The sequence below is a fragment of the Streptomyces caniscabiei genome (assembly GCF_014930365.1).
GTDB classification, from domain to species: Bacteria; Actinomycetota; Actinomycetes; order Streptomycetales; family Streptomycetaceae; genus Streptomyces; species Streptomyces caniscabiei.
The window spans coordinates 56,847-82,022 of record NZ_JABXWI010000006.1; the positions used below are offsets into that span (position 1 = coordinate 56,847).

At 71.9% G+C, this 25,176-nt stretch carries 22 protein-coding genes; 12 read left to right on the forward strand and 10 right to left on the reverse strand.

Annotation, left to right across the window (positions count from 1 at the left end; all coding sequences use genetic code 11):
- Positions 1 to 179: 179 nt before the first annotated feature.
- From HW837_RS17745 to HW837_RS17770, 6 genes are all read left to right on the forward strand, one after another.
- Positions 180 to 1,169, forward strand: coding sequence for a serine/threonine-protein kinase (locus HW837_RS17745; protein WP_052682932.1), 990 nt, complete (start codon positions 180 to 182; stop codon positions 1,167 to 1,169).
- A complete protein-coding gene (locus HW837_RS17750; RefSeq protein ID WP_177262077.1) occupies positions 1,156 to 1,683 on the forward strand; it encodes a hypothetical protein in 528 nt (175 codons plus the stop codon). The genes HW837_RS17745 and HW837_RS17750 overlap by 14 nt, the downstream gene beginning before the upstream one ends.
- Before the next feature lie 176 nt (positions 1,684 to 1,859).
- Positions 1,860 to 3,116: a hypothetical protein gene (locus HW837_RS17755; RefSeq protein WP_237270244.1), complete on the forward strand. Its 1,257-nt coding sequence runs from the start codon at positions 1,860 to 1,862 to the stop codon at positions 3,114 to 3,116.
- Positions 3,117 to 3,228: 112 nt separating this feature from the next.
- Complete coding sequence (locus HW837_RS17760; protein WP_045559265.1) at positions 3,229 to 3,990, forward strand: vWA domain-containing protein; 762 nt, start codon at positions 3,229 to 3,231, stop codon at positions 3,988 to 3,990.
- 1 nt (position 3,991) lies between these two features.
- Positions 3,992 to 4,807 (forward strand): PP2C family serine/threonine-protein phosphatase, encoded by an 816-nt coding sequence (locus HW837_RS17765; protein WP_045559212.1) that lies wholly within the window; start codon positions 3,992 to 3,994, stop codon positions 4,805 to 4,807.
- A gap of 33 nt (positions 4,808 to 4,840) precedes the next feature.
- The gene (locus HW837_RS17770; protein WP_045559211.1) at positions 4,841 to 6,001 is read left to right on the forward strand and encodes a hypothetical protein; all 1,161 of its coding nucleotides are present in this window, start codon (positions 4,841 to 4,843) and stop codon (positions 5,999 to 6,001) included.
- Positions 6,002 to 6,289: 288 nt separating this feature from the next.
- Here HW837_RS17770 and HW837_RS17775 read toward each other — a convergent pair whose 3' ends face one another.
- The 7 genes from HW837_RS17775 to HW837_RS17805 all read right to left on the reverse strand — a co-directional run bounded on the left by HW837_RS17775 (position 6,290) and on the right by HW837_RS17805 (position 14,397).
- Positions 6,290 to 6,874, reverse strand: a complete 585-nt coding sequence (locus HW837_RS17775) for a hypothetical protein (protein ID WP_193380970.1) — start codon at positions 6,872 to 6,874, stop codon at positions 6,290 to 6,292.
- Between the two features lie 4 nt (positions 6,875 to 6,878).
- The gene (locus HW837_RS17780; protein WP_193380956.1) at positions 6,879 to 8,438 is read right to left on the reverse strand and encodes a substrate-binding and vWA domain-containing protein; all 1,560 of its coding nucleotides are present in this window, start codon (positions 8,436 to 8,438) and stop codon (positions 6,879 to 6,881) included.
- Positions 8,435 to 9,628, reverse strand: coding sequence for a toxic anion resistance protein (locus HW837_RS17785; RefSeq protein ID WP_193380955.1), 1,194 nt, complete (start codon positions 9,626 to 9,628; stop codon positions 8,435 to 8,437). Before HW837_RS17785 ends, HW837_RS17780 begins: the two co-directional genes overlap by 4 nt.
- A gap of 21 nt (positions 9,629 to 9,649) precedes the next feature.
- On the reverse strand, positions 9,650 to 10,723 hold the full coding sequence (locus HW837_RS17790) for a substrate-binding domain-containing protein (protein ID WP_193380954.1): 1,074 nt from the start codon (positions 10,721 to 10,723) through the stop codon (positions 9,650 to 9,652).
- A 151-nt stretch (positions 10,724 to 10,874) separates the two neighbouring features.
- Positions 10,875 to 12,056 carry a Cmx/CmrA family chloramphenicol efflux MFS transporter gene (locus HW837_RS17795; protein WP_193380953.1) on the reverse strand — a complete coding sequence of 394 codons (1,182 nt, stop codon included), beginning with the start codon at positions 12,054 to 12,056 and terminating at the stop codon, positions 10,875 to 10,877.
- 585 nt (positions 12,057 to 12,641) lie between these two features.
- Positions 12,642 to 13,085 carry an SCO4983 family protein gene (locus tag HW837_RS17800; RefSeq protein WP_193380952.1) on the reverse strand — a complete coding sequence of 148 codons (444 nt, stop codon included), beginning with the start codon at positions 13,083 to 13,085 and terminating at the stop codon, positions 12,642 to 12,644.
- A 100-nt stretch (positions 13,086 to 13,185) separates the two neighbouring features.
- A complete protein-coding gene (locus HW837_RS17805) occupies positions 13,186 to 14,397 on the reverse strand; it encodes a pyridoxal phosphate-dependent aminotransferase (protein ID WP_045559204.1) in 1,212 nt (403 codons plus the stop codon).
- A gap of 268 nt (positions 14,398 to 14,665) precedes the next feature.
- Here HW837_RS17805 and HW837_RS17810 point away from each other — a divergent pair, with 268 nt between their 5' ends.
- Both HW837_RS17810 and HW837_RS17815 read left to right on the forward strand, forming a co-directional pair.
- On the forward strand, positions 14,666 to 15,685 hold the full coding sequence (locus tag HW837_RS17810) for a hypothetical protein (protein WP_193380951.1): 1,020 nt from the start codon (positions 14,666 to 14,668) through the stop codon (positions 15,683 to 15,685).
- A 187-nt stretch (positions 15,686 to 15,872) separates the two neighbouring features.
- Entirely contained in the window at positions 15,873 to 16,799 is a 927-nt protein-coding gene (locus HW837_RS17815) for a trypsin-like peptidase domain-containing protein (protein WP_045559202.1), read from the forward strand.
- Positions 16,800 to 16,892: 93 nt separating this feature from the next.
- Here HW837_RS17815 and HW837_RS17820 read toward each other — a convergent pair whose 3' ends face one another.
- Both HW837_RS17820 and HW837_RS17825 read right to left on the reverse strand, forming a co-directional pair.
- On the reverse strand, positions 16,893 to 18,521 hold the full coding sequence (locus HW837_RS17820) for an N-acyl-D-amino-acid deacylase family protein (RefSeq protein ID WP_193382528.1): 1,629 nt from the start codon (positions 18,519 to 18,521) through the stop codon (positions 16,893 to 16,895).
- 53 nt (positions 18,522 to 18,574) lie between these two features.
- Complete coding sequence (locus HW837_RS17825) at positions 18,575 to 19,864, reverse strand: amino acid deaminase (RefSeq protein WP_193380950.1); 1,290 nt, start codon at positions 19,862 to 19,864, stop codon at positions 18,575 to 18,577.
- 139 nt (positions 19,865 to 20,003) lie between these two features.
- Here HW837_RS17825 and HW837_RS17830 point away from each other — a divergent pair, with 139 nt between their 5' ends.
- The 4 genes from HW837_RS17830 (at position 20,004) to HW837_RS17845 (ending at position 23,371) form a co-directional block, all read left to right on the forward strand.
- Positions 20,004 to 21,260, forward strand: coding sequence for a sugar kinase (locus HW837_RS17830; RefSeq protein WP_313895598.1), 1,257 nt, complete (start codon positions 20,004 to 20,006; stop codon positions 21,258 to 21,260).
- Entirely contained in the window at positions 21,257 to 22,018 is a 762-nt protein-coding gene (locus HW837_RS17835; protein WP_193382515.1) for an IclR family transcriptional regulator, read from the forward strand. Before HW837_RS17830 ends, HW837_RS17835 begins: the two co-directional genes overlap by 4 nt.
- Positions 22,019 to 22,034: 16 nt before the next feature.
- Positions 22,035 to 22,445: a RidA family protein gene (locus tag HW837_RS17840; protein WP_045559198.1), complete on the forward strand. Its 411-nt coding sequence runs from the start codon at positions 22,035 to 22,037 to the stop codon at positions 22,443 to 22,445.
- A gap of 233 nt (positions 22,446 to 22,678) precedes the next feature.
- Positions 22,679 to 23,371 (forward strand): PH domain-containing protein, encoded by a 693-nt coding sequence (locus tag HW837_RS17845; protein WP_045559197.1) that lies wholly within the window; start codon positions 22,679 to 22,681, stop codon positions 23,369 to 23,371.
- An 86-nt stretch (positions 23,372 to 23,457) separates the two neighbouring features.
- Here HW837_RS17845 and HW837_RS17850 read toward each other — a convergent pair whose 3' ends face one another.
- Entirely contained in the window at positions 23,458 to 24,831 is a 1,374-nt protein-coding gene (locus HW837_RS17850) for a M14 family metallopeptidase (RefSeq protein WP_045559196.1), read from the reverse strand.
- Positions 24,832 to 25,176 lie beyond the last annotated feature (345 nt).

Genomic DNA, 25,176 nt, shown 5'->3' on the forward strand with positions numbered 1-25,176 from the left:
GGACCCGCGGATGGGGGTCAAAGGGGCGCAGCCCCTTGGTGGGGGCACCTCCCGCTCGAGCGAAGCCGAGAGTGGGGGAGGGACGGGTAGGGGCGGAGGGGGCGAAAAGGGCTGCCGGGGGGCGGAATTCGCGGGACACTCGGGACATCCGCACCGAACCCCGAAATGAGGTGACCGGGGTGCGCACACCCGTAAGTGACCCCATGAAGATCGGCCCGTACAAAATAGTCGGCCGCCTCGGCTCCGGCGGCATGGGCTGGGTCTACCTCGGCCGCTCACCCGCCGGCCGAGAGGTCGCCGTCAAGGTCGCCCGCCCCGAACTCGCCGCCGAACCCGAGTTCCGCGAACGCTTCGCCCGCGAGGTCGCCGCCGCCCGCGTGGTCAGCGGGGCCTACACCGCCGCCGTCGTCGACGCCGACCCCACCGCCGAACTCCCCTGGCTGGCCACGCTGTACGTCCCCGGCCCCTCCCTCTCGGAAGCGGTCCGCGCCGACGGCCCCCTCCCCGAGGCCCAGGTCCGCCCCCTCGGCGCCGGCCTCGTCGAGGCGTTGCAGGCCATCCACGCCGCCCACGTCGTCCACCGCGACCTCAAGCCGGCGAACGTCCTGCTCGCCCAGGACGGCCCCCGCGTCATCGACTTCGGCATCTCCCGCGTGGACGGCGCCCCCGGCCTCACCCGCGTCGGGGTCGTCGTCGGCACCCCGCCGTTCATGTCGCCCGAGCAGATCCGCGGCGACCGCGTCGGCCCGCCGAGCGACGTGTTCTCCCTGGGCGGGGTCCTGGTGTACGCGCTCACCGGCCGCCCGCCGCACGGCAGCGGGGAGGGCGTGCGCATCGAGGTCGTACAGGCAGAGCCCCGGCTCGACGACGTACCGCCGGGACTGCGGCCCCTCATCGCGCGCTGTCTGGCCAAGCGGCCCGAGGACCGGCCCCGGCTCGCCGAGATCCTGGCCGAGTTGGTGGAGGAGGAGACCCGCGTCGAGGCGTGGCCGCCGCCGCAGGTGGCCCGGACCATCGAGGTGCGGTACGAGGAGCTGAAGGAGCGTCATCTGCGTCGTACGACGAGCGAGTCCGTCCCCTCCTGCCTGCTGCTGCACGCGCAGGCCCTGCTCGACGCCGGGCTGACCGACGCCATGGTCGCCGGGGCGGTGGTCCGTGACGGTTCCTGACTCCTATCCGGGCCGCGACTCCTTCTCCGGTCGTGACGGTCGCGATGGTCGTGACAGTCGCGACTCGTACCCGGGGCGCAACGCCGAGATATACGACCTCGGCACGCACTGGCGGCAGTTGGTGCAGAACTGGGTGGCGCGGCGGAATTACCACACGGTCCACGACACCGTCTCCGTCTCCCTGCAATTCGATCTCCGAGAGGCGGGGCGGGTGGTCACCCTGCGGTTCATGACGACCAAGAGACTTCTCGTGGCCTTCGCGACGGACGGCAATTTCCTCCGGCAGGACCAACTCGCCATCGCCGCGGCCGCGTCGAACGCATGGAATACCGAACAATTGAACCCCATGCTTTCCGTATGGGACGTCCGCGGGCCCCGCCCCTGTCTTGCCGGGGTCTGTGATCTGCCGTTGACATGCCGGATCACCCAGGCGGATTTCGATGCCTTGGCCAATGACTGGGTGGAGCGGGCGCGGCAGATGTTCAGTCGTTGCCATCAGGTGTTCAAGTTGTAGAAGTGAAAAGCGTATTGATCGAACGTCGGCGTAACTCGCCGTAATTCCATCGGCGGAATTCGCCAAACCCTTCCGGCCGCCCGGCTGCCTGCTCCACTATGGGATGGGCTTTTTCAGGGCCGCGGGGGCGTGCCTTTCAGGCCACGGGGGGTTGGGCGATGGGTGCGATCGGGCGTTTGTCGTTTCTCGGTGTGCTGCTGGGGTTGCTGGTCGGACTGGTTCCCCCGGGGCCGTCGGTCGCGGCCGGCAACCCGTGCCCGGGCGACGGGTTCATGAAACAACTGGCCTGCTGGGTCGGACGGACGGCCGAGGGACCCGTGGTGATCACCCTCAGGAAGCCGCTGGACTACGAGGACCTCGGTGACGACCGTTCGACGGTCCTGGAGCAACTGAAGGACAGCACCCACCCGGTGGTGGTGCAGGTGCCGAAGGGTGCGCGCACGGGACAGGGCGGCACGGCGTTGCTCCTGGTCTTCGACGAACTGCTCATCCACCCCGATGCCACGATCGACCGGCTGACGGAACACACCCGGGCCGACCTCAGGGCGAACGGTCTCTGCGCCGACGACAACCAGCTGTGCCGCGTGGTCAGTCCCGGCGAGGGGCGGCCGGCCAAGCTCAAGGGATCGGAACTGACCGAGTTCGCCGCCGATCCCGACGCCAACAGCTTCACCGTCACCGAGGTCGACAAGGGCGGGAGCACCACCCCCTCCACCTCGGCCGGCGCCCTCGGTGGCCAGGGTGACGGTGACGGCGACCAGGACGACAAGGCGAACAACGCGGTCGACACGCCTGACGACGAGGGCTCCGGATCCGGATCCGGCTACAGCAGCGCCACCTGGACCGCTTTCTGGATGGCGCTCCTGCTCGCGCTCCTGCTTCTCGCCTTCGTGATCGTCATCCGGCGGTCCAGGGGCCCGGTCGCCGTGGGGCACCGGGCGCCCTCGCCCGGCCGGGCGGTCGGCGGGTTCGGCGGGCTCGCGCGGGTCGCTCCCACCCGGACCACACCGGCGCACGCGGCGCGCGGCGGGGGCGGCAGCGCCGGCGCCGGGGCGAACGGGGGCAACGCCGGGGCGAACGGCAGCGGCGGTGCCGGTGGCCATGGGGGCCATGGGGGCGGTGGGGGCGGTGAGGGTGACGGCGGTGACGAGAGCACCACCCGGCTGCGGGTGGCCTCCGGGCCCCGCCACGGGCGGCAGGTGGGGGCCCGGCCGTCGCACGCCCGGACCGCGGTCGTCCGGACCGAACTGCACCCGCAGGGATACGTCGAGGTCGACCGGGTGCTGCGCCGGGCGGTATGGGCCGAGCCGGGGCGGCCGCCACCCGCGCCCGGCGGTCTCGTCGACGTCACCGACGCACGGGAACCCGACTCCGACGTCCTGTACGCCTTCCCGCCGACGGCCGCGCGGCACGCCAAGGGCACACCCAGGTGATCCCCACGGCGCCAGGCACCCGGCACCACCCGCGGAGCGCCAGGCATCAGCACGGTGAGCGGCACGCCCACCGAGCACAGCACAGCACCACCGGAAACACAGGGGGATGACGATGCACAGCGAATACCCGCCCACGCTGCCGGCCGAGTACGCCGACATCGAGTTCGAGAACAACGCCCAGCGCATGCCGCTCGTGCTCTGTCTCGACACGTCCAGTTCCATGGCCGGCCAGCCGATCCAGACACTCAACAACGCGCTCGCCGAGTGGACCAGGGAACTCCACGACGACGTCAGCCTCAGCTACAGCGTGGAGGTCGCCGTCGTCACCTTCGGCGGACAGGGCGTCGGCGCCTGGCGCGGCCCCCAGCTGCTCGACCCGCGCACCCGGACGAGCCCCTTCATACCCGCGCACGCCTTCCAGGCCCCGCAGCTCACGGCCGCCGGGGTCACACTGATGACCGAGGCGCTGGAGCTGGCGATGCACATCGTCGCCGCCCGCAAGAGCGAGCTGCGGGCGTCCGGCCTGCAGTACTACCGGCCGCAGATCTGCCTCGTCACCGACGGTCTGCCCACGGACCCGACCGGCCATCTCACCGACTCCTGGCACCGGTTGGTGCCCGTCCTCGCCGAGGAGCAGCGCGCCCGCCGGTTCCGGCTGTACGCGATCGGCGTCGGCGGGATCACCGACATGGGCGAGTCCGTGCTGCGGGCGTTCGCACCCAAGTTCAACGCCCGGTTGCAGGGCTTCCCGTTCCGGGAGCTGCTCCAGATGATGTCCGCCAGCGCCAACGCCGAGCAGAAGGGGGCGGGGGACGAGGTCTTCGAGAAGATCTTCAGCCAGTTCAAGACCCAGCGCCCCGCCTGGGAGGCGTGAGGTGAACACCGCCCCGCCCTGGCGGATCCACGGCCTGAGCGTCGAGGGCTACCGGCACCGGCGCCAGGGCCTGCCCTGCCAGGACGCCTGCGCCGCCGCCGCCACGCCCTCCGTCGCCGTGCTCGCCGTCGCCGACGGGGCGGGCAGCCGGCCCCGCTCGGAGGAGGGCGCCCGGCTCGCGGTCGGGCTCGCCACGGACCACTTCGTACGGCGGGCCGAGGCGGCCGTGGAGACACGGCCGGGGGAGGCCGTGCACGAGCTGCTGCGGGAGGCGCTGCGCGACGTCAGCGAGGACTTCCTCGACCGGACCGGCGCCGACGCGCCCGACTTCGCGACCACGCTCACGGTGGTGGTGCTCGCGCCCGGCTGGCTCGGGCACATCTCCGTGGGCGACGGGTTCGTCGTCGTCCGGGCCGGGACCGAGGACGGGGAGCGGCAGTTCCACCTGCTGCCGCAGGCCGCCGCGGCGAGCGAGTACAGCAACGAGACGGTGTTCCTGACCTCGCCGGACGTGGCGCGCTGGACCCACACCGAGTGCGTCCTGGACGACGGTGTCGACGGGGTGCTCCTCTCCACGGACGGGCTCGCGCAGGCCATGCTCAACCGGTCGGGCGACGGCGCGCAGTCACCGAACACCTCGTTCGCCGACGCCGTCTTCCGCTCCCTGGACTCCGCCGCCGAGGACGACCGCGACCCCAACCTGGCCGCTCTCCTGCGCTCCGACCGCCTCACCGCCCTCAACGCCGACGACAAGACCCTGCTGCGCGCCGTCCGCACCGCCCCGGCGATGAGCGCGCCCCCAGCTCATCAGCGGTGACGACCGCCTCGACGAACACGCGGAGGTACGGCCATGAGCGGCCGCACGGTCTTTCTCGACGGTAGGCGGGTCACTCTGGCCGAGTTGCCGTTGAAAGGGGGTGGACAGGCGGCCGTGTTCCCGGTGGAGGGGGACACGAGCATCGTCGTCAAGATCTACCGGGACACCCCGGGGCCGGACCAGGAACGGCGGCTGGCCCGGATGCTGACCATGTCACCGCTGGCCGCCCGGCCCACGGACGCCAGCCAGCCACCGGAGCTGGCGTGGCCCACCGCGATCGCCCGGGACGCGAACGGCGCGTTCCTCGGCTACGCCATGCGCCGCTTCGGGGAACCCCAACACGTCCAGCTGGTCGGCCTGTTCACCCGAGTCCAGCGCCTGAAGCTCTTCCCGGACCGGGCCGACTGGCGCTTCCTGCTGGGCGTCGCCTGGAACCTCGCCTTCATGACGGCCCGGATGCACTACGACAACCTCGTCATCGGCGACTTCTCCAGCAGCAACGTCGTCGTCGATGCCAACGGGTTCGTCACCTTCCTCGACTGCGACTCCATCGCCTTCACCGACCCGGTCACCCGGGAACTCTTCCCCTGCCTGATGCACACCACCGACTACTCGTCCCCCGAGCGCCAGACGGGCGGCCCCGCGACACGGCAGAGCGACGACTTCGCCCTGGCCGTCCTCGTCTACCAGCTGCTCACCGCCGGCAACCACCCCTTCGGCGGGGTGCCGCACGAGAGCGCCTCCGAGTCCACCGTCAAGGACAACATCGCCGCGAGCTGCAGCTATGTCGTCCGTCCCGAGCGGGTCACCATCCCACGCGGCACGATCGACCCGTCCGTCCTGCCGACCGAACTCCTCGCCCTCGCCAAGGCCGCGTTCGGGCCCGGCGTGGAGGACCCCGACGCGCGGCCGCAGGCCGAGGCGTGGCTCCGGGCCCTCGACAAGGAGCGCGGCCAGGTGCGGGCCTGCACGGTGCGGCCCCTGCACACGTACGGCTCCCATCTGCCGACCTGTCCCTGGTGCACGCGGGCCGCGGTCACCGGGCACGACGTGTTCAACGGGCCGCGGGCGGCTTCGGTCCCGGTGCGGGTGGCTCCGCCGGATCAGCCGCCGTCTCCGTACGCGGCGTTGAAGGTGTTGGCGGTGGTGGTGGGGGTGGTGTTGCTGATTGTGATTCTGGCGAGTGCGGGGTGAAGGGGGCCGGGGGGTGCGTGGGGGTGCCCGTTTCGTCGCCGGGTGCGGGTGGGTGGGGCTTCTCGCGCAGTTCCCCGCGCCCCTGAAAAGCAGGGGCTGCGCCCCGTGCTTTTCATCCCGCAGCCCGGTCGTCTTTCATCCCGCAGCCCCGTCGTCTTTCAGGGCCGCGGGGCTGTGGTCTTTCAGGCCCGCAGGGCCTGGGCCTTCAGGGGCGCGGGGAACTGCGCGAGAAGCCCCACCGGACCCGCACCCGCCGACGCACCCGTACCCCCGAGCTGCTGGGCGCCCCTACCCCGACCGGTCCTCCAGGTAGCGCGTGTGGGACTCCTGTCGGCGCGCCTCCGTGTCGCGCAGGGCGGTCGCCAGGTGGCACAACTCCTCCTGAAGCAGGCCGAGTTGGCGCTCAAGGTGCCGCTCCGGCGGTTCCGTGCCCGGGGTCAGGCGGGTCCACCAGCGTGTGCGGACGAACGTGTCGACGGCCTCGGGAACGTCCTGACGGACGGCCCGCGAGAGGGCGTGCACACCCTCGGGGTCATGGGCGAGCACCTCCGCGACCCAGCCGGGATCGAGAAGGGCCGCGAGAAGTTCCGTCAGCTCGGTGAGCCGGCCGGCCGCCGCGGGCGGCAGCTCGATGTCGGCGAGATATGTACGCAGCGTGTCGAAGTCGGCTCGCAGTTCGTCGAGTTGGGCGGACGGATCTGCGAAGTCCGGCGGAGCCACCCGCTCCGGCGGAGCGATCAGCGCGCCCGCGCCGTACAGCCCGACGACCACGACCGGCCAGTACGGTCCAGCGACCCCCGCGAAGGTCAGCCCGAGCCCGGCGACCCCGAGCGCGCTGCCGGTGAGGTTCTTGCGGGACTCGACGTACGCCATGAATCTACTGGTAGCCACGGATCTCCTCGAAGGCGCCGTCCAGCGAGCCCTGCCGGGCGTCGAAGAGACGGCCGCCGGTCAGGTCGGCGATGTGCTCCAGTTCGTCCCGGTCGGAGTCGCCGAAGAGGATCGGGAAGACGGGGATCTGCCGCTCGGCGGCGGGCAACCGGTCGTAGAAGGCGTCGAAGTCGGCGGGGCTCGCGCCCTCCGTGTTCTCGCCGTCCGTCATCAGCACGATCGAGGTGAAGGTGTCCCGGTCGCCGCTGCCGAGATGTTCGTACGCCTTCCGCAGCGAGGTGTAGATCGCGGTGTCGCCGCTCGCGGACAGCTCCCGGGTGTCGGCGCGGATGCCGTCGAGCCCGGCCTTCGGGTCCTCGGGCCGTACGACATGCGTCCGTATGCTCTTCACGTCCGACCCGAACGGCATCAGCGTGACCTCCTCCCGGTCCCGGAAGTCGCCGGTCAGTTCGGTGAGAGCGGTCTTCAGCCGGTCGAGCCGGTCGCCCTCCATCGAGCCCGAGGTGTCCAGGACGTACACGGTCCGCGACGGGCGGCGCAGCTCGTTCTCGTACGCGTCGAGCAGGCCGTCGGCGACGGAACGGCTGCCCGGGAAGGGGAGTTCGCGGCGGCGGGTGGTGTCGAGGCCGGCCGCGGGCGGCACGGAGGCGACGACCGGGCGGCGCATCGTCCGCTCGGTGATCAGCCGCTGGATGTCCGGGGTGCGCAGCGCGTCCGCGAGCCGGCGTACGTCGTCCCGGACCTCCTTGCCGGTGGAGGCGAGGGAGGAGAGCGGGTAGTCGGCGGTGACGACGCCGTCGCTCGGCCGGATCACCGTCAGGTCCTCGCGGGACTCCAGCACGGACTCGTAGTTGAGCAGCGCGTCGACGTCACCGCGCCGGTCGTACGCCGCCGCGAGCCAGCCCGACGAGCCCGAGGTCAGCTTCTGTCCCGTGAAGAACTCCTTCAGCCGGGGCGTCGCCCGTGCGACGTCCGCGTCCGTCAGCGCCGACTGGGCGCCGGAGAGGCCCGACGCGACCGAGACGAGCGTGGCGAAACCGGAGTGCGAACGGGTCGGGTCGGTCATCCCGTACGTCAGTGTCCCGTCCGCCACGGCCTTCTCGACGTCCGACCAGGTGACGTCCGCCGGCTTCCAGCCCAGCTCCGCCACGGTCTCGTTCCGTACACCGATCGCGACCGGGCTGGACATCACCGGGGTCTCCGACACGACCTGCTTCGCCGCCTCCGGGCGGAGCCGCAGATAGTCGTTGGAGGACAGCCACACCGCGTCGTACGAGCCCTTCGCGCGCTGCTCGGTGAGCAGGTCGACGGCGTCGAGGGTGCCCATGTAGGTGGGCCGGACCTTGATCCCGGTGTCCTTCTCCACCTGCGCCAACACCGGCTTCATGTCGGCGAGTTCGCTGGAGGCGAGGACGCGGAGGGTACCGGGGACGTACGCGGTCGCCTCGGCGGGGTCGGGCGCGGCCCGGTCGGTGACGGTGCAGGCGGTGGCCAGGAGGGCCGCCGCGGAAGTCAGGGCGAGACCCACTGTCGTGCGTACTCTCATGCGAGCCCACCCCCTTCCAGTGCTCCCTGGCTCCGGCTGCGCTCCAAGTACCGCGTGGCGTGCTGGAGTTCGGAGGTCAGGGACTCGACGGTCGCGGCCATGGTCTCCGTCGCCTGCGCCTTGTAGGTGTCGATCGCGTCGAGGGTGCGGTAGATCTGCTGGAACGCCGAGCGGAGGGTCTCCGCGCCGACGGCCGGGTCGGCGGCGATGCGCTGGATCTCGCCGCTCTGCGTGGCGAGCATCTCCGCGTTGCCCCGGATCAGGTCCTCCGTCGTACCGCGCAGCGCGTTGACCTGGTCGACGACCTTCTTCTGGCTGTCGAGGGCGGAGGCGAGCATCACGGAGATGCGCAGCGCCGAGACCGTGGTCGTCGCGGCCCGGTCGACGCCCTTGATCAGTTCCTCGTTGTTGCGCCGTACGACGTCCATGGCCAGGTAGCCCTGGGCGCAAACGGCCAGCTGGGTGAGGAGGTCCTGATGCTTCTGGCGGACCGGGAAGAGCACGTCGGCCCGCAGGGTGTCGCCCTGGTGCGGATCGGCGGCGTCGACGTGGGAGGCGATGTGCGCCTCGACGGCCGTGTCCAGGGCCTCGGTCAGGACGACGTACTCCTGGAGCTTGCCCATGGTCTCCCAGAGCCGGACCCGCTCGGTCTGCAACGCGGCGTTGTCGCGCCGCAGTTCGTCCTGCCCGCCCCGCAGGGCGCCCACGATCCGGTTCAACGTCCCCTGCGCGGAGGCGTACTTGGCGACGTGGTCGCGCAGCTTGTTGCCGCCCGGCAGCCGGGACAGCAGCTTGCGCCCCTTGCTCGCCGGCAGGTCGCGCGGGTCCAGATCCTCCACGACCCGCCGGAGCTCCACGAGCGAGCCCGCGACCTGCGACTGGGCGTCGCCACCCTTGCCGGGGAGGCTGCGCACGGTCCGCTCCAGCATCCGGTTGGACTGCGCGGCGGCACCGCGCATCTCGCCCGCGCCGAGCGCGGTGATCTCCCCGACCCGGCCGGCGAACTCCGGCGAGCGGGCGTCGAGGGCGGCGAGCCCCCGGACGTACTCCTCGGCCTTGCGGGCCATGTCCATCCGTACGGACTCCTCCACCGGCACGAGTCCGCCGGCCTTCTCCCGGGGCACGGCCGCGACCGGCTCGGGAGGGGTGAGGGTGAAGGCGCTGTCGCCGGCGCCGTTGTCGATGGTCATCAGTGCTGTTCCCCCGTCGTCCTACTGGCCCCTGGCCCGGCGCGCCATCTCGTGCAGCACCTCGGAGGTGGGCACGGGCGCCTGCCGGACGGTCAGCCTCTGCATCAGGTAGGTGGTGTGGTCGGCGGTCGCCGCCGTGAACTCGGTGGCCGCGCCCTGCGGCCGGAACCCGTGCCGGGCCGCCAGCTCGCGCAACCTCGGGTCGCTGCCGAGGAGTTCACCGAGCGCACGCCCTTCCTCCGTGACCGGTACGACGGTGTGGTCGCTGAACACGGTGGTGTCCGGGTAGAGGACGACCAGGTCGTCGACGGCCTGGCCCTCCGCCAGCAGGGCGGCGACCTGCGACTCGTAGACCAGGACGAGCGGATTGCCGACCCCGCTGACGAAGTCGCGGAACGCCGCGTCGGTGCTCGGCTGCTGCGCGCCCTGCACGCTGATCAGCTCGCGCATGAGGGGCGCGGTCCGGTCGAGGCCCTCCTTGTCCGCGACCACCCGTCCGCCGTTGGCGACCTCGGAGGCGGCGGCGAGGTAGAGCGCGCCCGAGTTGGAGGTGGTCGGGTCGGTGGTGGCGATGTAGAGAAGCCCCCTCAACTCGCCGTACTTCTCGGCCCCCTTGAGGTCCTGCCACGTCCGCCCCTCCTCGGCGGCCTTCAGGTACGCGTCCATGTCGAGGACGCCCCGGCCCTCGTCGAGCGTGGCCAGCCGGTTCTGCCGCAGCACTTCGGCGGCGCTCCGGTGGGCCACCACGACGAGGGGCGAGTAGAAGGGGCGGGGCAGCGGCTCGCGCACGCCGTACTTCTCGGCCAGCTCGTCGGCGGGTGCCTTGCTGGACGGGAAGGCGAAGTCGTACCCCTGCGGATCCAGGCCCTCCATGGCCCAGGATCCCGACGTCTCCGTCTTCACGGTGTAGCCCTGGGCGGCCAGGGCCTTCACCACCTCCGGGTCGGCGAAGAACTCCGCCTTCTCCGACCCGATCACGCCTCGCACGGTCTTCGTTGCCGTGCTCGTGTCCTCGGTCTGCCGGCCCGCCACGACGGCTGCCACCACGCCGCCGATCAGCAGGACCGCGAGGACGATTCCCGCTATTCGTCTCACACGGGGAGAGTGCTCCCGGAATGCAACGTTCCTTACGGGGGCCGGTGAACGAAGGGTGAAGCCGTGGTCCCGGAACGCAACGGCGACCGTCCTGCCGCGGGACGCCTTGCCCCTGCCGTGGGCCCTCTCGCCCCTGCCGTGGGCCCTGTCGTCATGCGCGGGCCTCGGCGGGGCGGCCGGACGGGACCAGTGACCGGCGGAGGGGCAGCGCGATGAGCAGGGTGACGGCCACGAGCAGGCCGCTCGCCCACAGGGGCCCGCGGTTTCCGGCCGTGGTGCCGAGGGTGGTCGCGGCGAGCAGCGGGCCGACGGCGGCGCCCATGTTGAGCGCGGCGGTCGCGTAGGAGCCCGCCATGGTGGGGGCCTCGACGGCTTCGTGCAGGACCCGTGTGATCAGCGTGCCGCCCAGTGCGAACGACAGGGCTCCCAGCGCGAACACGAGGACACACAGGGCGAGGGGCATGTGCGCCGACACCGCGAGGAGCGGCCAGCCGATGAGCAACAGCGGACCGCCGGCCGCGACGACCGCCCCCGGCCGCCGGTCGGAGAGCCGGCCGACGACGGTGACACCGACGAGGGAGCCGGCACCGAAGAGCACCAGCACGAGGGGGATCCACGGCTCGTCCAGGCCGGCGGTGCCGGTCACCAGGGGGGCGAGGAAGGTGAAGCTGCCGAAGGTGGCCGCGTTCACCAGCGCGCCGAGCGCCATCACCAGGAGCAGCCGCGGCCGTGCGAGCTGGGCGAGTTCCGTGCGCAGGGCCGGTCCGCCGGTCGTCTCCGCCCGCCCGGCTGCCGCCGGGACGCCCTTGAGGATGCCGAGGGCCGCGGGCAGACAGAGTGCGGCGACGGCCCAGAACGTGGCCCGCCAGCCCAGCGACGTGCCGAGCACCGCGCCGCCGGGGACCCCGACGATCGTGGCGACGGTCGTACCGGACAGCAGCACGGCCAGCGCGCGTCCCTTCCGGTCCGGCGGGACCAGGGCGGCGGCGGTCGTCAGCGCGACGGCGAGGAACCCCGCGTTGGCGAGCGCGGCGACGACCCTGGTGGCGGACATGACCGGGAAGCTCGTGGTGACGGCGCCCACGGCGTGCGCCGTCGCGAAGGCGACGACGAAGCCGAGCAGGACGGCCCGCGGGGGCCAGGTGCGGGCGAGCGCGGCGACCAGGGGGGCGCCGACGATCATGCCGATCGCGAAGGCCGGCACGAGCGCGCCAGCCGTCGCGACGCCGACCCCGAGATCCGAGGCGATGTCCGGCAGCAGGCCGGCGAGCATGAACTCCGAGGTGCCCATGGCGAAGACGGCCAGGGCAAGCAGGTACAGCGGGAGAGGCATCGAGTGACTCCGGGGCGAGGAGAGATCGGGAACGTCGTCTCGTCACCGCGGTCGGCCCCGGACACACCCACGTCCCGCCGCGACACACGCCGCGACGGCAGCTCAGCGATCCAAGGGGCTGACGGCGCGACCGAAAGCCCCCCACCGATCCGACTCGGGACTCACCACACCGGGCACGCTACCGAACCGGCATGGACGGGGGCACGCCGTTTTCGGAGGGGTGAGGGAGGGGCCGGTCTGAACATCGGGGAGGGGGCGACGACCGGTCGGGGGCCTCTGGCCGAGGAGGGGCGCTGGTTGGGCGGAGGCACGAGGGGCTCCTTGTGGCTGCCGGGCCACCCCGGAGAACCCAGGGGCGCGGGGAACTGCGCGATCAGCCACGCCTGGCCCGCACCCGCCCCACAACAGTCGCCCCACGACGAAGAGGCACCCACGACAGTCGCCTCACAACGAAGAGGCACCCACAACACTCGCCCCACAACGAAGAGGCACCCACAACACCCGCCCCACGACGAAGTGGCACCCACAACGGCCGTGCGCCCACGGCGATCAGGCACTCCCGCCGGTCGCCCCCCGGGGCCCCGCTCAGCGAGCCGCCAGCTCCCGGGTGGTCGGCGCCGTCGTGGGGGTCGCGGGCTCGGCCGCCGCGTGCGCGTCCATCCGCTCGGCCGCCAGGATCGCCGCCGCCGTGTCCGCGCGGGACGCCGCCACCACGAGCGCGCGGCCCGCGAGAGCGTGAGCACGCCGGTGAAGGTCGCCCAGGTCCAGCCCGTCACCGGCGCCCGAGGCGACCCGTACCGGCGGCCGCCCCCCGCGCAGACGCGCCACCTGCGCGGCCAGCCGCTCCGCCGCGGTGTCGAGGTCGACGGACGGGGCGAGCGCGCGGAGCGCGTCGGTCGTCGCCAGCAGCGCCGCCAGATGACCCGCGAGCTGGATGTCCAGCTCTTCCTCACGCGAACGGTGAGGGAAGTCGCCGGAGGTCGTGCCGGCCATCGTGTGGACCGATTTCGTGCGGATCGGCTCGTACATGGGATGACCTCCAAGCTCTCGGACGACCACTCTACCTTAGATTTGGTCTAAAGTTGAGCGAGGTCCGAAAGCTCTGGTGTGCCGTACTCGCCGCGCGGTGTCAGGCCTGCCCGTACCCGTCCAGGAAGTTCCCGATCCGGGTGATCGCGGACCGCAGGTCCCCCACCGTCGGCAGCGTCACGACCCGGAAGTGGTCGGGTTCGGCCCAGTTGAAGCCGGTGCCCTGCACCACCATGATCTTTTCCTGCCGGAGCAGGTCGAGGACCATCCGCCGGTCGTCCTTGATCTTGAAGACGTTCGGATCGAGGCGCGGGAACAGATACAGCGCGCCCTTCGGCTTCACGCACGAGACCCCCGGGATCTGCGTGAGCAGCTCGTACGCGACGTCCCGTTGCTCCTTCAGCCGCCCGCCCGGCAGCACCAGGTCGTTGATGGTCTGCCGCCCGCTGAGCGCGGCGACCACCCCGTGCTGCCCCGGCATGTTCGCGCACAGCCGCATGTTCGCGAGGATCGTCAGACCCTCGATGTAGGAGTCGGCGTGGGCGCGCGGGCCGGAGATCGACATCCAGCCCACCCGGTAACCGGCCACCCGGTACGCCTTCGACATGCCGTTGAAGGTCAGGGTCAGCAGGTCGGGGGCGACCGAGGCCGTCGGGGTGTGCGTGGCACCGTCGTAGAGGATCTTGTCGTAGATCTCGTCCGAGCAGACCAGCAGGTTGTGGCGGCGCGCGATGTCCGTCAGCCCGCGCAGGACCGCCTCGTCGTACACCGCGCCCGTCGGGTTGTTCGGGTTGATGATGACGATCGCCTTGGTGCGGTCGGTGACCTTCCGCTCGACGTCCGCGAGATCCGGCATCCAGTCGGACTGCTCGTCGCAGCGGTAGTGCACGGCCGTACCGCCGGACAGGGAGACCGCCGCCGTCCACAGCGGATAGTCCGGGGACGGTACGAGGACCTCGTCGCCGTCGTCGAGCAGGCCCTGCATGGCCATCACGATCAGCTCGGAGACGCCGTTGCCGATGAAGACGTGCTCGACGTCCGTCTCGATGCCGAGGGTCTGGTTGTGCATCACGACGGCCCGGCGTGCGGCGAGCAGGCCCTTGGCGTCGCCGTATCCGTGGGCGCTGGACACGTTCCGGAGGATGTCCTCCAGGATCTCGGGCGGGCACTCGAAGCCGAACGCCGCCGGATTGCCCGTGTTCAGCTTGAGGATCCGATGCCCCGCCGCCTCAAGCCGCATCGCCTCCTCGAGCACCGGGCCCCGGATCTCGTAACAGACGTTGGCGAGCTTGGTCGACTGGATCACCTGCATGTCCGTGAGCTTACGGCCCGGTAACGCCTTCCGGGCCGTGTTTTCCACCACGTGGGACGGCCGCATTACCCCGAAATGCCCCGCCGCTGTTCCCCCGGCCGCCTCCTCTCTACAATCCGCGAGCAGGTCCGGCCGACCCCCCACCGTACGGCCGCCGACCGCACGGACCTGGCCGTACGCCGCTGAGACCTGGGCGTTCGGCCGCTGAGACCTGGGCGCACGGCCCACGACACGAAGGCAGTGGAACGCGATGAATGGGGTGGGCGGCGTGGACAGCGCGCACGGGCCTGACCGGAACGAGGCCGACGCCGGGACACCGCCGAACGTGTACCTCCCCGTCGGTGACCCCCACTCCACCCCGGCCTACGAGGTCTTCGCCGACCCGGCCGCCGCCCACGGCTGGCAGAACGCCTACGACGACACGGTCCAACTGGACGAGATCGTGCCGCCCGCGCCGGTCCCGGCCGGGAACGGCCCCGCCGCCCAGGCCCCCACGGGCGCGCGCGGCCCGGGAGCGCCCGGCCTGCCGTACGGGGAGCAGGCGTCGTACGGCGACGGCGGTGTGCCGTACGACGGGGGCGCGCCGAACGAGCACGGCGGGGACACGACCCACGGATCCGACGCGTCCTACGGATCCGACGCGGTCTACGGATCCGACCCGGTCTACGGCGGCGGTCCGTCCCACGGCGATGGCGCGTCCCACGGTGATGGCGCGTCCCACGGTGATGGGGCGCCCCACGAAGGCCGTGCCCCGTACGGCGTCGACGCACCGTACCCGGACGCACCCGGCCGGCCCGGTGGTCCGGAGGGCGTGGGGGCCGGGCGGCGGGCGCGGGCCGTCGACGGGCGGCGGGGCACGCTCGGGCGGCGACGGGCACGCCGGCGTGGCGCGTTGGTCGCGGGCGGGATCGGTGCCGCAGTGCTGGTCGGCGCCGTGACAGCGGGGCTGGCCGGGCTCGGCACCTCGGAGAAGGGGTCGCCCGACACCCCGGGATCCGTCCCGTCCGCCACGTCCGACGGCCGCACCGGGGACGGGGACACGGCCGCCCCGTCGGCCGGCGAGACCTCCGACACGGGTGCCGCGACGTCGTCCGGCGACTCCTCGCCGGACACTTCCACGTCCCCGACCTCCTCCGCCACCACCGGCGAGCCGTCGCGCTCCGCGTCACCCACCGCCACCTCCGCCCCGCCGTCCACCGCCACCTCCGACACCGAGGCCCCTTCGTCCCGAGGCAACTCCAACGGCAACCAGGGCCGTGGCCAGGGCGCAACGAAGGACCCCAAGTAACCACGGCCCGCCCCCGGTTCACCCCCGCCCCCGCCCCCAACCCCCACCCCTGGCCGAAGATCGCGCGGCCGGAACCAACTCCTTGCTCGTCCTCCACATCGCCCTCACAATGCGCATGACAAACTGCGGTGGCCGGAAGATCTTCTGCCACCACGCAGCCCTATAGCTGTAGTGAGGGGACCCCCACATGAGAAAGCCTCTCGTCGCCACGCTGGCCGCCCTGGTGATCGCCGGGGCCGGCGCGGCACCGGCGGTCGCGGCGCCGGAAGCGGCGGCACCCGGGAAGTCGGCGGACGCGACCGTGCGGAACGTGGTCGGCGACGTCGTCGACACCGCGAACAAGACCGTCGCCGACCTCGCGGGCCCGGCCCCGGCGGCGCAGGCCGTCAACTTCGCCGGCACCGTCTCGCTCAGCAACTGTTCCGGCTCGGTCGTCCGGATGCCCGACTCCGAGGACAACGACCCGGCGCTGGTCATGACCAACGGCCACTGCCTGGAGACCGGCTTCCCGACCCCCGGACAGGTCATCGTCGACCGGGCCTCCACCCGCACCTTCGGTCTGCTCAACTCCGCCGGCACCCGCGTCGGCACCCTGCGCGCCAGCAAGATCGCGTACGGCACGATGACCGACACGGACATGGCGGTGTACCAGCTCACCACCACGTACACGCAGATCAAGAGCACGTACGGCATCGACGCGCTCGTCTACGACACCGCCCGCCCGACCGCCGGCACCGCCATCAGCGTCGTCTCCGGGTACTGGAAGCGGATCTACACCTGCGGGGTCGACGGGTTCGCGTACCGCCTGAAGGAGGGTGACTGGACCTGGAAGGACTCCATCCGTTACACCTCCGCCTGCAACACCATCGGCGGCACCTCCGGCTCCCCGGTGGTCAACGTCGCCACCAACAAGGTCGTCGGCGTCAACAACACGGGCAACGAGAGCGGTGAGCGCTGCACCGTCAACAACCCCTGTGAGGTCGACGCGAACGGCACCGTGACCGTCCGTCAGGGCATCAACTACGCCCAGCAGACCTGGCACGTCCCCGCCTGCTTCGGCGTGGACAACAAGCTCGACCTGTCGGCGGCCGGCTGCGTGCTCCCCAAGCCGTAGCGCTCCGCTCGGGGGGCGTGGGGGCTACCGGGCCCCTCGGTCGTTCTCCGTCCGCGGGCCGGTGGGGCTTCTCGCGCAGTTCCCCGCGCCCCTTTACAGGGCCGCCCTCCTGCGCACCGCCCGGCCCGCCAGTACGTCCGTCCGGCGGCCGTCCTCGATGACGAAGCGGCCGTCGACCAGGACGTACGGGATGCCGGTGGGCAGGGTGCGGGGGGCCTCGTAGGTCGATCCCGCGGCCACGGTCGCGGGGTCGAAGAGGACCAGGTCGGCGCGGTACCCCTCGCGGACGAGTCCCCGGTCCGCGAGGCGCAGCCGCGCGGCGGGACGTGAGGTGAGATGGGCGACGCACTCCTCCAGGGAGAGCACGCCCAACTCCCTCACGTACCTGCCGAGATAGTGGGGGAACGTCCCGTACGCGCGCGGATGCGGCTTGTCCCCGCGCAGGATGCCGTCCGAGCCGCCGGTGTGCACACGGTGGCGCATGATGGCCCGAACGTTCTCCTCGTGGCCGACGTGCTGGAGGATCGTGGAGCCGAGCCGGTCCTCGACGAGCAGCCGGCGGGCGGTCACCCAGGGCTCCTCGCCGCGCGCCTTCGCCGAGCGCGCGACCGTCCGGCCCACGTACGAGGACAGCGCCGGGTCGGTGACGCCCGAGATCTCGATGGTGTCCCACTCGATGGGCACGCCGTGGCAGCCGTCGGCGCCCACCACCTCCAGATGGTGCCGGATCCGCTCGGCCGTGTCGTCGTCCGTCAGCCGCCCGAGGACCGCCTCCGGCCCGCCCTCGCCCGCCCAGCTCGGCAGCATCGCGACGAGGGTCGTGCAGCCGGGGGTGTAGGGATAGGTGTCGAGGGAGATGTCCGCGCCCGCCGCGAGCGCGTCGTCCAGGAGCGCGAGGAGCTCCGGGGCCCGGCCCTCGTTCACCCCGAAGTTCATCGTCGCGTGGGCCAGGTGCAGGGCACAGCCGGCCTCACGGGTCAGCGTCACCATCTCCTCGTAGGCCCGGAGCGCGCCCGCCCCGTACGAGCGGTGGTGCGGGCAGTAGTAGCCGTCGTACGCCGCCACCACCCGGCACAGCTCGGTGAGTTCGGCGTCCTTCGCGTACATGCCGGGCGTGTACGTCAGCCCCGACGACATCCCGACCGCGCCCTCCCGCAGCCCCGCCGCCACCAACTCCCGCATGTGGTCCAGCTCTTCGGGGGTGGCCTCCCGGTCCTCCCAGCCCACGGCGAGCATCCGGACCGTGCCCTGCGGGACGAGGTAGGCGGCGTTCACGGCGATGCCCTCGCCCCCGAAGCCGTGGTCGAGCCGGTCCAGGTACTCGCCGACCGAGCGCCAGGTGAAGTCGACGTCCTCGCCGTAGCCGTTCCAGCCGGTGATCGCGCGGCGGACCTCTTCGAGGGTGCGGTCGTCGACGGGGGCGTACGACAGACCGTCCTGGCCGATGACCTCCAGGGTCACGCCCTGGGCGGCCTTCGCGGTGTGCTCGGGGTCCCGCAGGAGCGCGAGGTCGCTGTGGGCGTGCATGTCGATGAAGCCGGGCGCCAGGGCCAGGCCCTCGGCGTCGATCTCCCGGCGGGCCCTCGGCCGCTGGCACCCCGCCGCGGCCGCCTCCTTGACGATCGACGTGATCCTGCCGCCGGCCACGACCACGTCGGCGCGGTAGGAGGGGTCGCCGGAGCCGTCCACGACCTCGGCGTCACGGAAGACCAGCTCGTCCATGCGCGCTACGCGTTCGTCCATGCGGGTCACCTTTCAGGGCTCGGCGGCCGGGCTCAGAAGAACGTACGGACGTAGTCCGTCACGGTCCCGTCCGCCTCCACCACCGGAATCAGCTTCCACTTGTCGAACGACGTGCACGGATGCGACAGCCCCAGCCCGACCCAGTCGCCGACCTCCACCTCCGCGCCGGACTCCGTGCGCAGCCAGGCGTGCTGGTCGGACAGCCCCGTCACCGTGATCCCGGCGGCGTCGCGGACCGCCCCCGTGCCCGCGTCCCGCACCACCTCCGCCGACGGCAGATCGAGGTCGTGCGCGGCGTCGCGCTTGCCCGCGTTGACGAAGGCCTGCTCGGGGGAGGGGCGGGAGACGACCTGGGCCCAGAGCCGGAAGGCGGGCTCCAGGGCGCCCTCCTCCGGGATCCGGTTGAAGGGGGTGATCCGGCGGTAGTGCCCGGCGTCGTGCGAGACGTACGCGCCGGAGCGCAGCAACTTCAGTACCGGCACGGACAGTTCGGGCAGCTCGGCGAAGACCTCGGCCACCGCGTCGAACCAGGCGCTGCCGCCCGCGCTGACGATCACCTCGTCCAGCCCCGCGAACCGCCCCGCCTTGTCGAAGTCGACGGCCAGCGCGGTGAGCCGGCGCAGCCACGCCCCCACCCGCTCCGGGCCGGCCTGCGGCACCTCGCCCTCGTACCCGGCGACCCCGACGAGGCGCAGTGTGTCGACGCGGGCCACCGCGTCCGCGACCGCCGCGCACTCGGCCTCCGTACGCACGCCGGTGCGCGCGCCCTCACCCGCGCCCAGCTCCACCACGACGTCCACGGGGCGCGCCGGGCGCGCGGAACCCCGGAGCGCCGCGTCCATCAGCTCCACGCCGCGCACCGAGTCGACGTAACAGACGAGCCGGAACGCGGGGTCGGCCGCCAGCTCGTCGGCGATCCAGCGCAGGGCGACCGGATCGACGACCTCGTTGGCGAGGAAGACCCGCTCGATGCCGAACTCCCGTGCCACCCGCACCTGGTGGGGCACGGCGAGGGTGATGCCCCAGGCGCCGCGTTCGATCTGCCGCCGGAACAGCTCCGGTGCCATGGAGGTCTTGCCGTGCGGGGCGAAGGCGAGGCCGTGGCGCGCGGAGTAGCTCTCCATCAGCGCCAGGTTGTGCTCCAGGCGCTCGGCGGACAGGGCGAGCACGGGGGTGGTGAAACCGCCGGTGAACAGGTTCCGGCGCTGCGCGGCCAGCTCGGCCACCGTCAGGCCGTCGGCGTCCGGCGGCAGTCCCTTGAAGCGGTGGTCGACGCGCTCCTCCGCCAGCCGGGCCAGCGCTTCGACACTCTCGACACCCATGGGATCTCCCTGACGAGGTGCGTTGCAGAATATGCAACGCTCATTGCGTATGTCGCTCACTGCTGTCTAACATCCCAGCCGACGCCGGGTCAACGGTGCCGCCCCGCCCCAGCCGACGCGACGAGGAGCCCCCACCATCGTGACCGCCGACGGACTCCGTTCCCCAGACGCCGCTCCCGCCGCCGTCGACGTCGTCGCACTCGGCGAGTCCATGGTCACCTTCCTGCCCACCCGCCCCGGGCGCCTCGCCGACGTCCCCTCCTTCGACCGGGCCATCGGCGGCGCCGAGTCCAACGTGGCCTGCGCGCTGGCCGCCGCCGGGCACACGGCGCGCTGGGTCAGCCAGGTCGGCGCCGACGGCTTCGGCGACCACCTGCTGGAGGAGATCGGCTCCTACGGCGTCGACGTGACCTCCGTACGCCGCGACCCCGCCCGCCCGACGGGCGTGTACTTCCGCACCGCGGCCGACCGAGCCACGGACACCCACGAAGTCGCCTACTACCGCGCCGGTTCGGCCGCCTCGGCGATGTCGACGCGGACCGTCGACCTCGCCGCGGTACACGCCGGACGCGTCCTGCACCTCTCCGGCATCACAGCGGCCCTCTCCGACGACTGCCTGCGCCTGCTCCGCGACCTGACGGCCCCCCGCCCCGACCACCACCCCCTGGTCTCCTTCGACGTCAACCACCGCCCGGGCCTCTGGCGCGACAGCGACGGCCCCCGCGTCCTCCTCGAACTGGCCCGCCGCGCCGACCTCGTCTTCGTCGGAGAGGACGAGGCACAGCAGGCCTGGGGCGTCACCGGCGGCCCGACCGCGATCCGGACCCTCCTGCCGGAGCCGACCACCCTCGTGGTGAAACAAGGAGCGCGCGGAGCCACCCTGTTCGTACGCACGCCGCCATGCCCGGACCGGCCGCGTACGGACGGAAGGGGGCGTGCCGGGGGGTGTCCGCCCGCGGCCGGCGTCCACCACCGGGCACGTCCCCACCCGACGGCGCCCGCCGGACCGAGGACGGAGACCCCCCGGCACGTCCCCGACCCCACCCCCACCGCGGGCGACCCCGAGACGACGCGCACCGAACCAGTCACGGACACGACGACGTTCGTCCCCGCCCCCACCGTCCAGGTCGCGGCAGCGACCGGCGCCGGCGACGCCTTCGCCGCCGGCTTCCTCTCCGCCACCCTCCGCGCCCTCCCCGCCAAGGCCCGCCTCCGCCACGGCCACCTCATGGCGGCCGCCACCCTCACCGTCCCCGGCGACCTCGCCGTCCCACCCCGGCGGGACCACGCCGACCGCCTCGCCGCCCTGGACGACGACGCGTGGGGGACACTTCGACTCGCCCCCGGCTGGACTGACGCACCGGACCGGGCCGAGGAGGAGGTACACACCCCATGAGCCAGACCGTCGACCGCGCGCTCAGCATCCTGCCGCTGCTCGCCGAGGGCCCCGCCGACCTCGGCCAGGTCGCCGACCGCCTCGGCGTCCACAAGTCCACGGCCCTGCGCCTCCTGCGCACCCTGCACGAACACGGCCTGGTCTACCGCCAGTCCGACCAGCGTTACCGCCTCGGCGCCCGCCTCTTCGCCCTCGCCCAGGAGGCCGTGGAGAACCTCGACATCCGCGAGATCGCCCACCCCCACCTGGTCCGCCTCAACGAACAGTGCGGCCACACCGTCCACCTCGCCGTCCACGAGGAGAACGAGGTCCACTACATCGACAAGGTGGAGAGCCGCTACCCGGTCCGTATGTACTCCCGCATCGGCAAGCCGGTCGCCATCACGGTCGCCGCCGTCGCCAAGCTGTGCCTCGCCGACCTCCCCGAAGCCGAGCGCCGCGCCCTCGCGGAGAAGCTCGACTACCCCCTCTACACGTCCCGTTCGACCCCCAACGCCGCCGCCTTCCTCAAGGAGCTGGCGCGGGTGCGCGAACAGGGCTGGGCCACCGACCTCGGCGGCCACGAGGAGTCCATCAACTGCGTCGCCGCGCCGATCCGGGGCGCCGACGGCCGGGTCGTCGCCGCGATGTCGGTCTCGGCCCCCAACGTCGTCGTCACCGCCGACGAACTCCTCACCCTGCTCCCGCTGGTCCGCCTTACCGCGGACGCGATCAGCGGCGAGTACTCCGGCAGAACCCCCACGTCAGACCCCGTATGACGGACAAGGACCCCCGATGACCGACAAGATCGCCCTCACCCCGAAGACCCACACCGCACCCCCCGCGAAGTTCTCCCACGGCGTCCGGAAGGGCAACATCCTCCAGGTCGCCGGCCAGGTCGGCTTCCTCCCCGCCGTCGAGGGCGAGCCCCCCACCCCCGCCGGCCCGGACCTGCGCGCACAAACCCTCCAGACCCTCGCCAACGTCCGGGCGATCCTGGAAGAGGGCGGCGCGACCTGGGACGACGTGATGATGATCCGCGTCTACCTCACCGACGTGGACCACTTCGCCGAGATGAACGCGATCTACAACGAGTACTTCGAGAAGCACCTCACGACAGCCCCCGCGGCCCGCACGACGGTCTACGTCGGCCTCCCGCCGGGCCTGCTGATCGAGATCGACGCACTGGCGGTACTGGACAACTGAGGCCCCCGCGCCCAAAGGGGGCCGCAGGCCCTCTAGGGGCGCGGGGAACTGCGCGAGCAACCACGCCCCACCAGCACCCGGCGACGCTCCAGCACCACCCCCACCATTCCCGGTCCCGGCGGCGCCGAGGTGCCGGCCTCCCGCCTGCCTGGCCGAACGCCGTGAAATCCAGATACGGACATATGCCTGGACCGACTGTCCCCGACACAGGGTCGTCGACCATACTGCCCGCTGTGGAGCAGCGCATCGGTTCGAACAACCAGCCCCTGGCCGCCGCAGCGGTCGACCCGTCGCACATCCCCGGACTCACGGCCCCGGTGTCCGTGAAGAAGGAGAAGCAGGAGGAGCCGGAGGACATTAAGCCGACGGAGTCCGCCGAACCGGCGGAGACCGAGGAGCCGGACGAGGCTGCCCTGACCCGGGACGAGCCGTCCATCGCCGAGAAGCCCTCGGCCAGGGCAGCAGCCGGATCCGAAGCCAAGGCCAAAGCCGCGGCGGAAGCCGAGTCCGAGGCCGGAGCCGAGGCCGAAGCTGAAGAAGCCGACGGCGAAGAAGGCGAAGAAGGCGAAGAAGCCGGAGGCGCGGCCGAGGACACCACGGACGGCCCCGTCTTCGAGGCCTCCGACCGCCGCGCGAAGATCATCGCGGACAGCAGCGGCGTACGGCTGCGCCTGGACGACCAGGAGTGCGAGTTCACCTGGGACGAGATCGGCGCGATCGAGACGGAGTCCCCCCTCTTCGGCAAGCGTTTCACCATCACGGTCCACACCCCCGACCGCCGTTGGTACTTCCTGGAGATCGAGGCCAAGGCCAAGTCGGAGCACGCGGCCTGGGAGAAGCAGATCGACGAGGTGCTGGACGCGTACTTCGACGACGGTTCCGATGACGCCGCCGCGGAGGAAGAGCCCGAGGACACCGCCCCGTAAGAGGCGCGGGGAACTGCGCGACCAGCCACGACGGTCCCGCAGTTCCCCACCCACGGACTCACGTACTCATACGACGAACCCCACGGCTAGCAATACTGCGCTTCCTTGCCGATCGACCGGTACATACAGTCCGAGTTCTCCAGCAACTGCAGCACCGCGTCGCGGTTCCGCGCGGTCTCCCGGGCGATGACCTCGTCGGGCGGGTAGAAGCCGCCGCCCCCGGCCGACCCCGGATACATCTCGAACGTGTACCCGAAGATCTTCTGGTTGCCCCACAGCCAGTCGTCGATCGACCCGTCCGTGATGTAGAGGTCGCTGGACTGCTCGGGCGTGTACCCGTTGCTCGCGGCCATCTTCCCGCCGACCGTCGCGAACGCGTTGCGGTCGTCCGCCGTCATCCCGGTCGTGGTGTCGGCGGTCGTGTACCCGAAGGGCCACAGCACCAGCTCGCTGTAGGTGTGGAAGTCGATCGCCGTCTTGATCTGCTGGACGCCGCCGACGACCCGGCTGCGCACGAAGTTCGCGACGACCTTCACCTCGGGCGCCGACTCGGCGGCCGTACCCCGGTAGGTCTCCGAGGACGTCGACCCGGACGAGCCGCCGCAGCAGCCCCAGCGGTAGTTCCAGTTGCGGTTGAGGTCGGTACCGACGTACGACGAACCGGAGTTGGGCTGGCGGTTCTTGCGCCATGAGCGGTACGAGCCGGTCGCGACGTCGTACTCGCCGCCGTCCGGGTTGATGTCCGGGACGATCCAGATCTCGCGGTTGTTCACCATGTTGGTGACGCGGGAGTCGGTCCCGTAGTCGGAGGTCAGCTCGTTGAGCAGATAGAGCGCCATCTCGACCGTGAGGTGCTCACGGGCGTGCTGGTGGTGGGTGAACAGCACCTCGGGCTCGGCCTCGTCCGTGCCGACGTTGTCGCTGATCTTGATGGCGACGATGTTCCGGCCCTGGTACGTGGTGCCGATGACCCGCTGACTGGCGATCGAACTGTTGGCGGCGACAACGGAGTTGATCTCGTTCGTCATCTCCGCGTAGTTGTGGTAGCGGGAGTCGGCGGACGGGAAGTCGAAGAGCCGTACGTCGTCCTCGCCGTTCGACCGGTCCGGGGCGGCGCCGAGCGGGGTGATCTCGTACCCCTGCTGCTTCAGCTTCTTGATCTGGTCCGCGCGGCCGGAGACGAACACCGAGTGGTCGTCGGCGTCGTCCACGGTCACGCCGGACCGCTGGAGCGCCGTGCGGGACTTGCTGTCCGAGTGCATGTGGACCTCGTACTGACGGATGTCGTCGGCCGAGGCCTTCGGCCGCTCGGCGCTGGTCGCCGTCGCGTCCGTGGTGGTCGCGGCGACCGGGGCGGCGAGGGCCAGCGCCAGCAGGGTGGCGAGGGCGGCGGTGCGGCGGCCGGATCTGCTGCCGGTGCCGTCGGGGGTCGCCGCCCTGCCGCGTATGCGGAGTCGCATCAAGTCTCCTTGTTTCTCCAGGAATTCCGGGGTCTCCGGAAGTGGGGAGTGGAGCTGGGGGGTGGATCCTTGCGACGTGCCTCGGGCCTGGCCGGTGACCGCGGGGTGCCCGGCCGGCCCTGGTGCGGGTGTGGCGCTCATGGTGCGGCTCTGGCATGACCAGGTCAAGAGTGGGTGGGGGCGTGGAGGCGGCCCGGGCGGCCGGAACAGAGTGGAACAGGCCGGGGGTTCATGGCGCGCGTAAGCCCCTACACAACCGCGTACTCGCCCATCGGCCGCGTAGGCGCCCAATTACGGACGTACCCGGGCGGGAAACAGGTATATGCACGGCCGGAAACGGGTAGT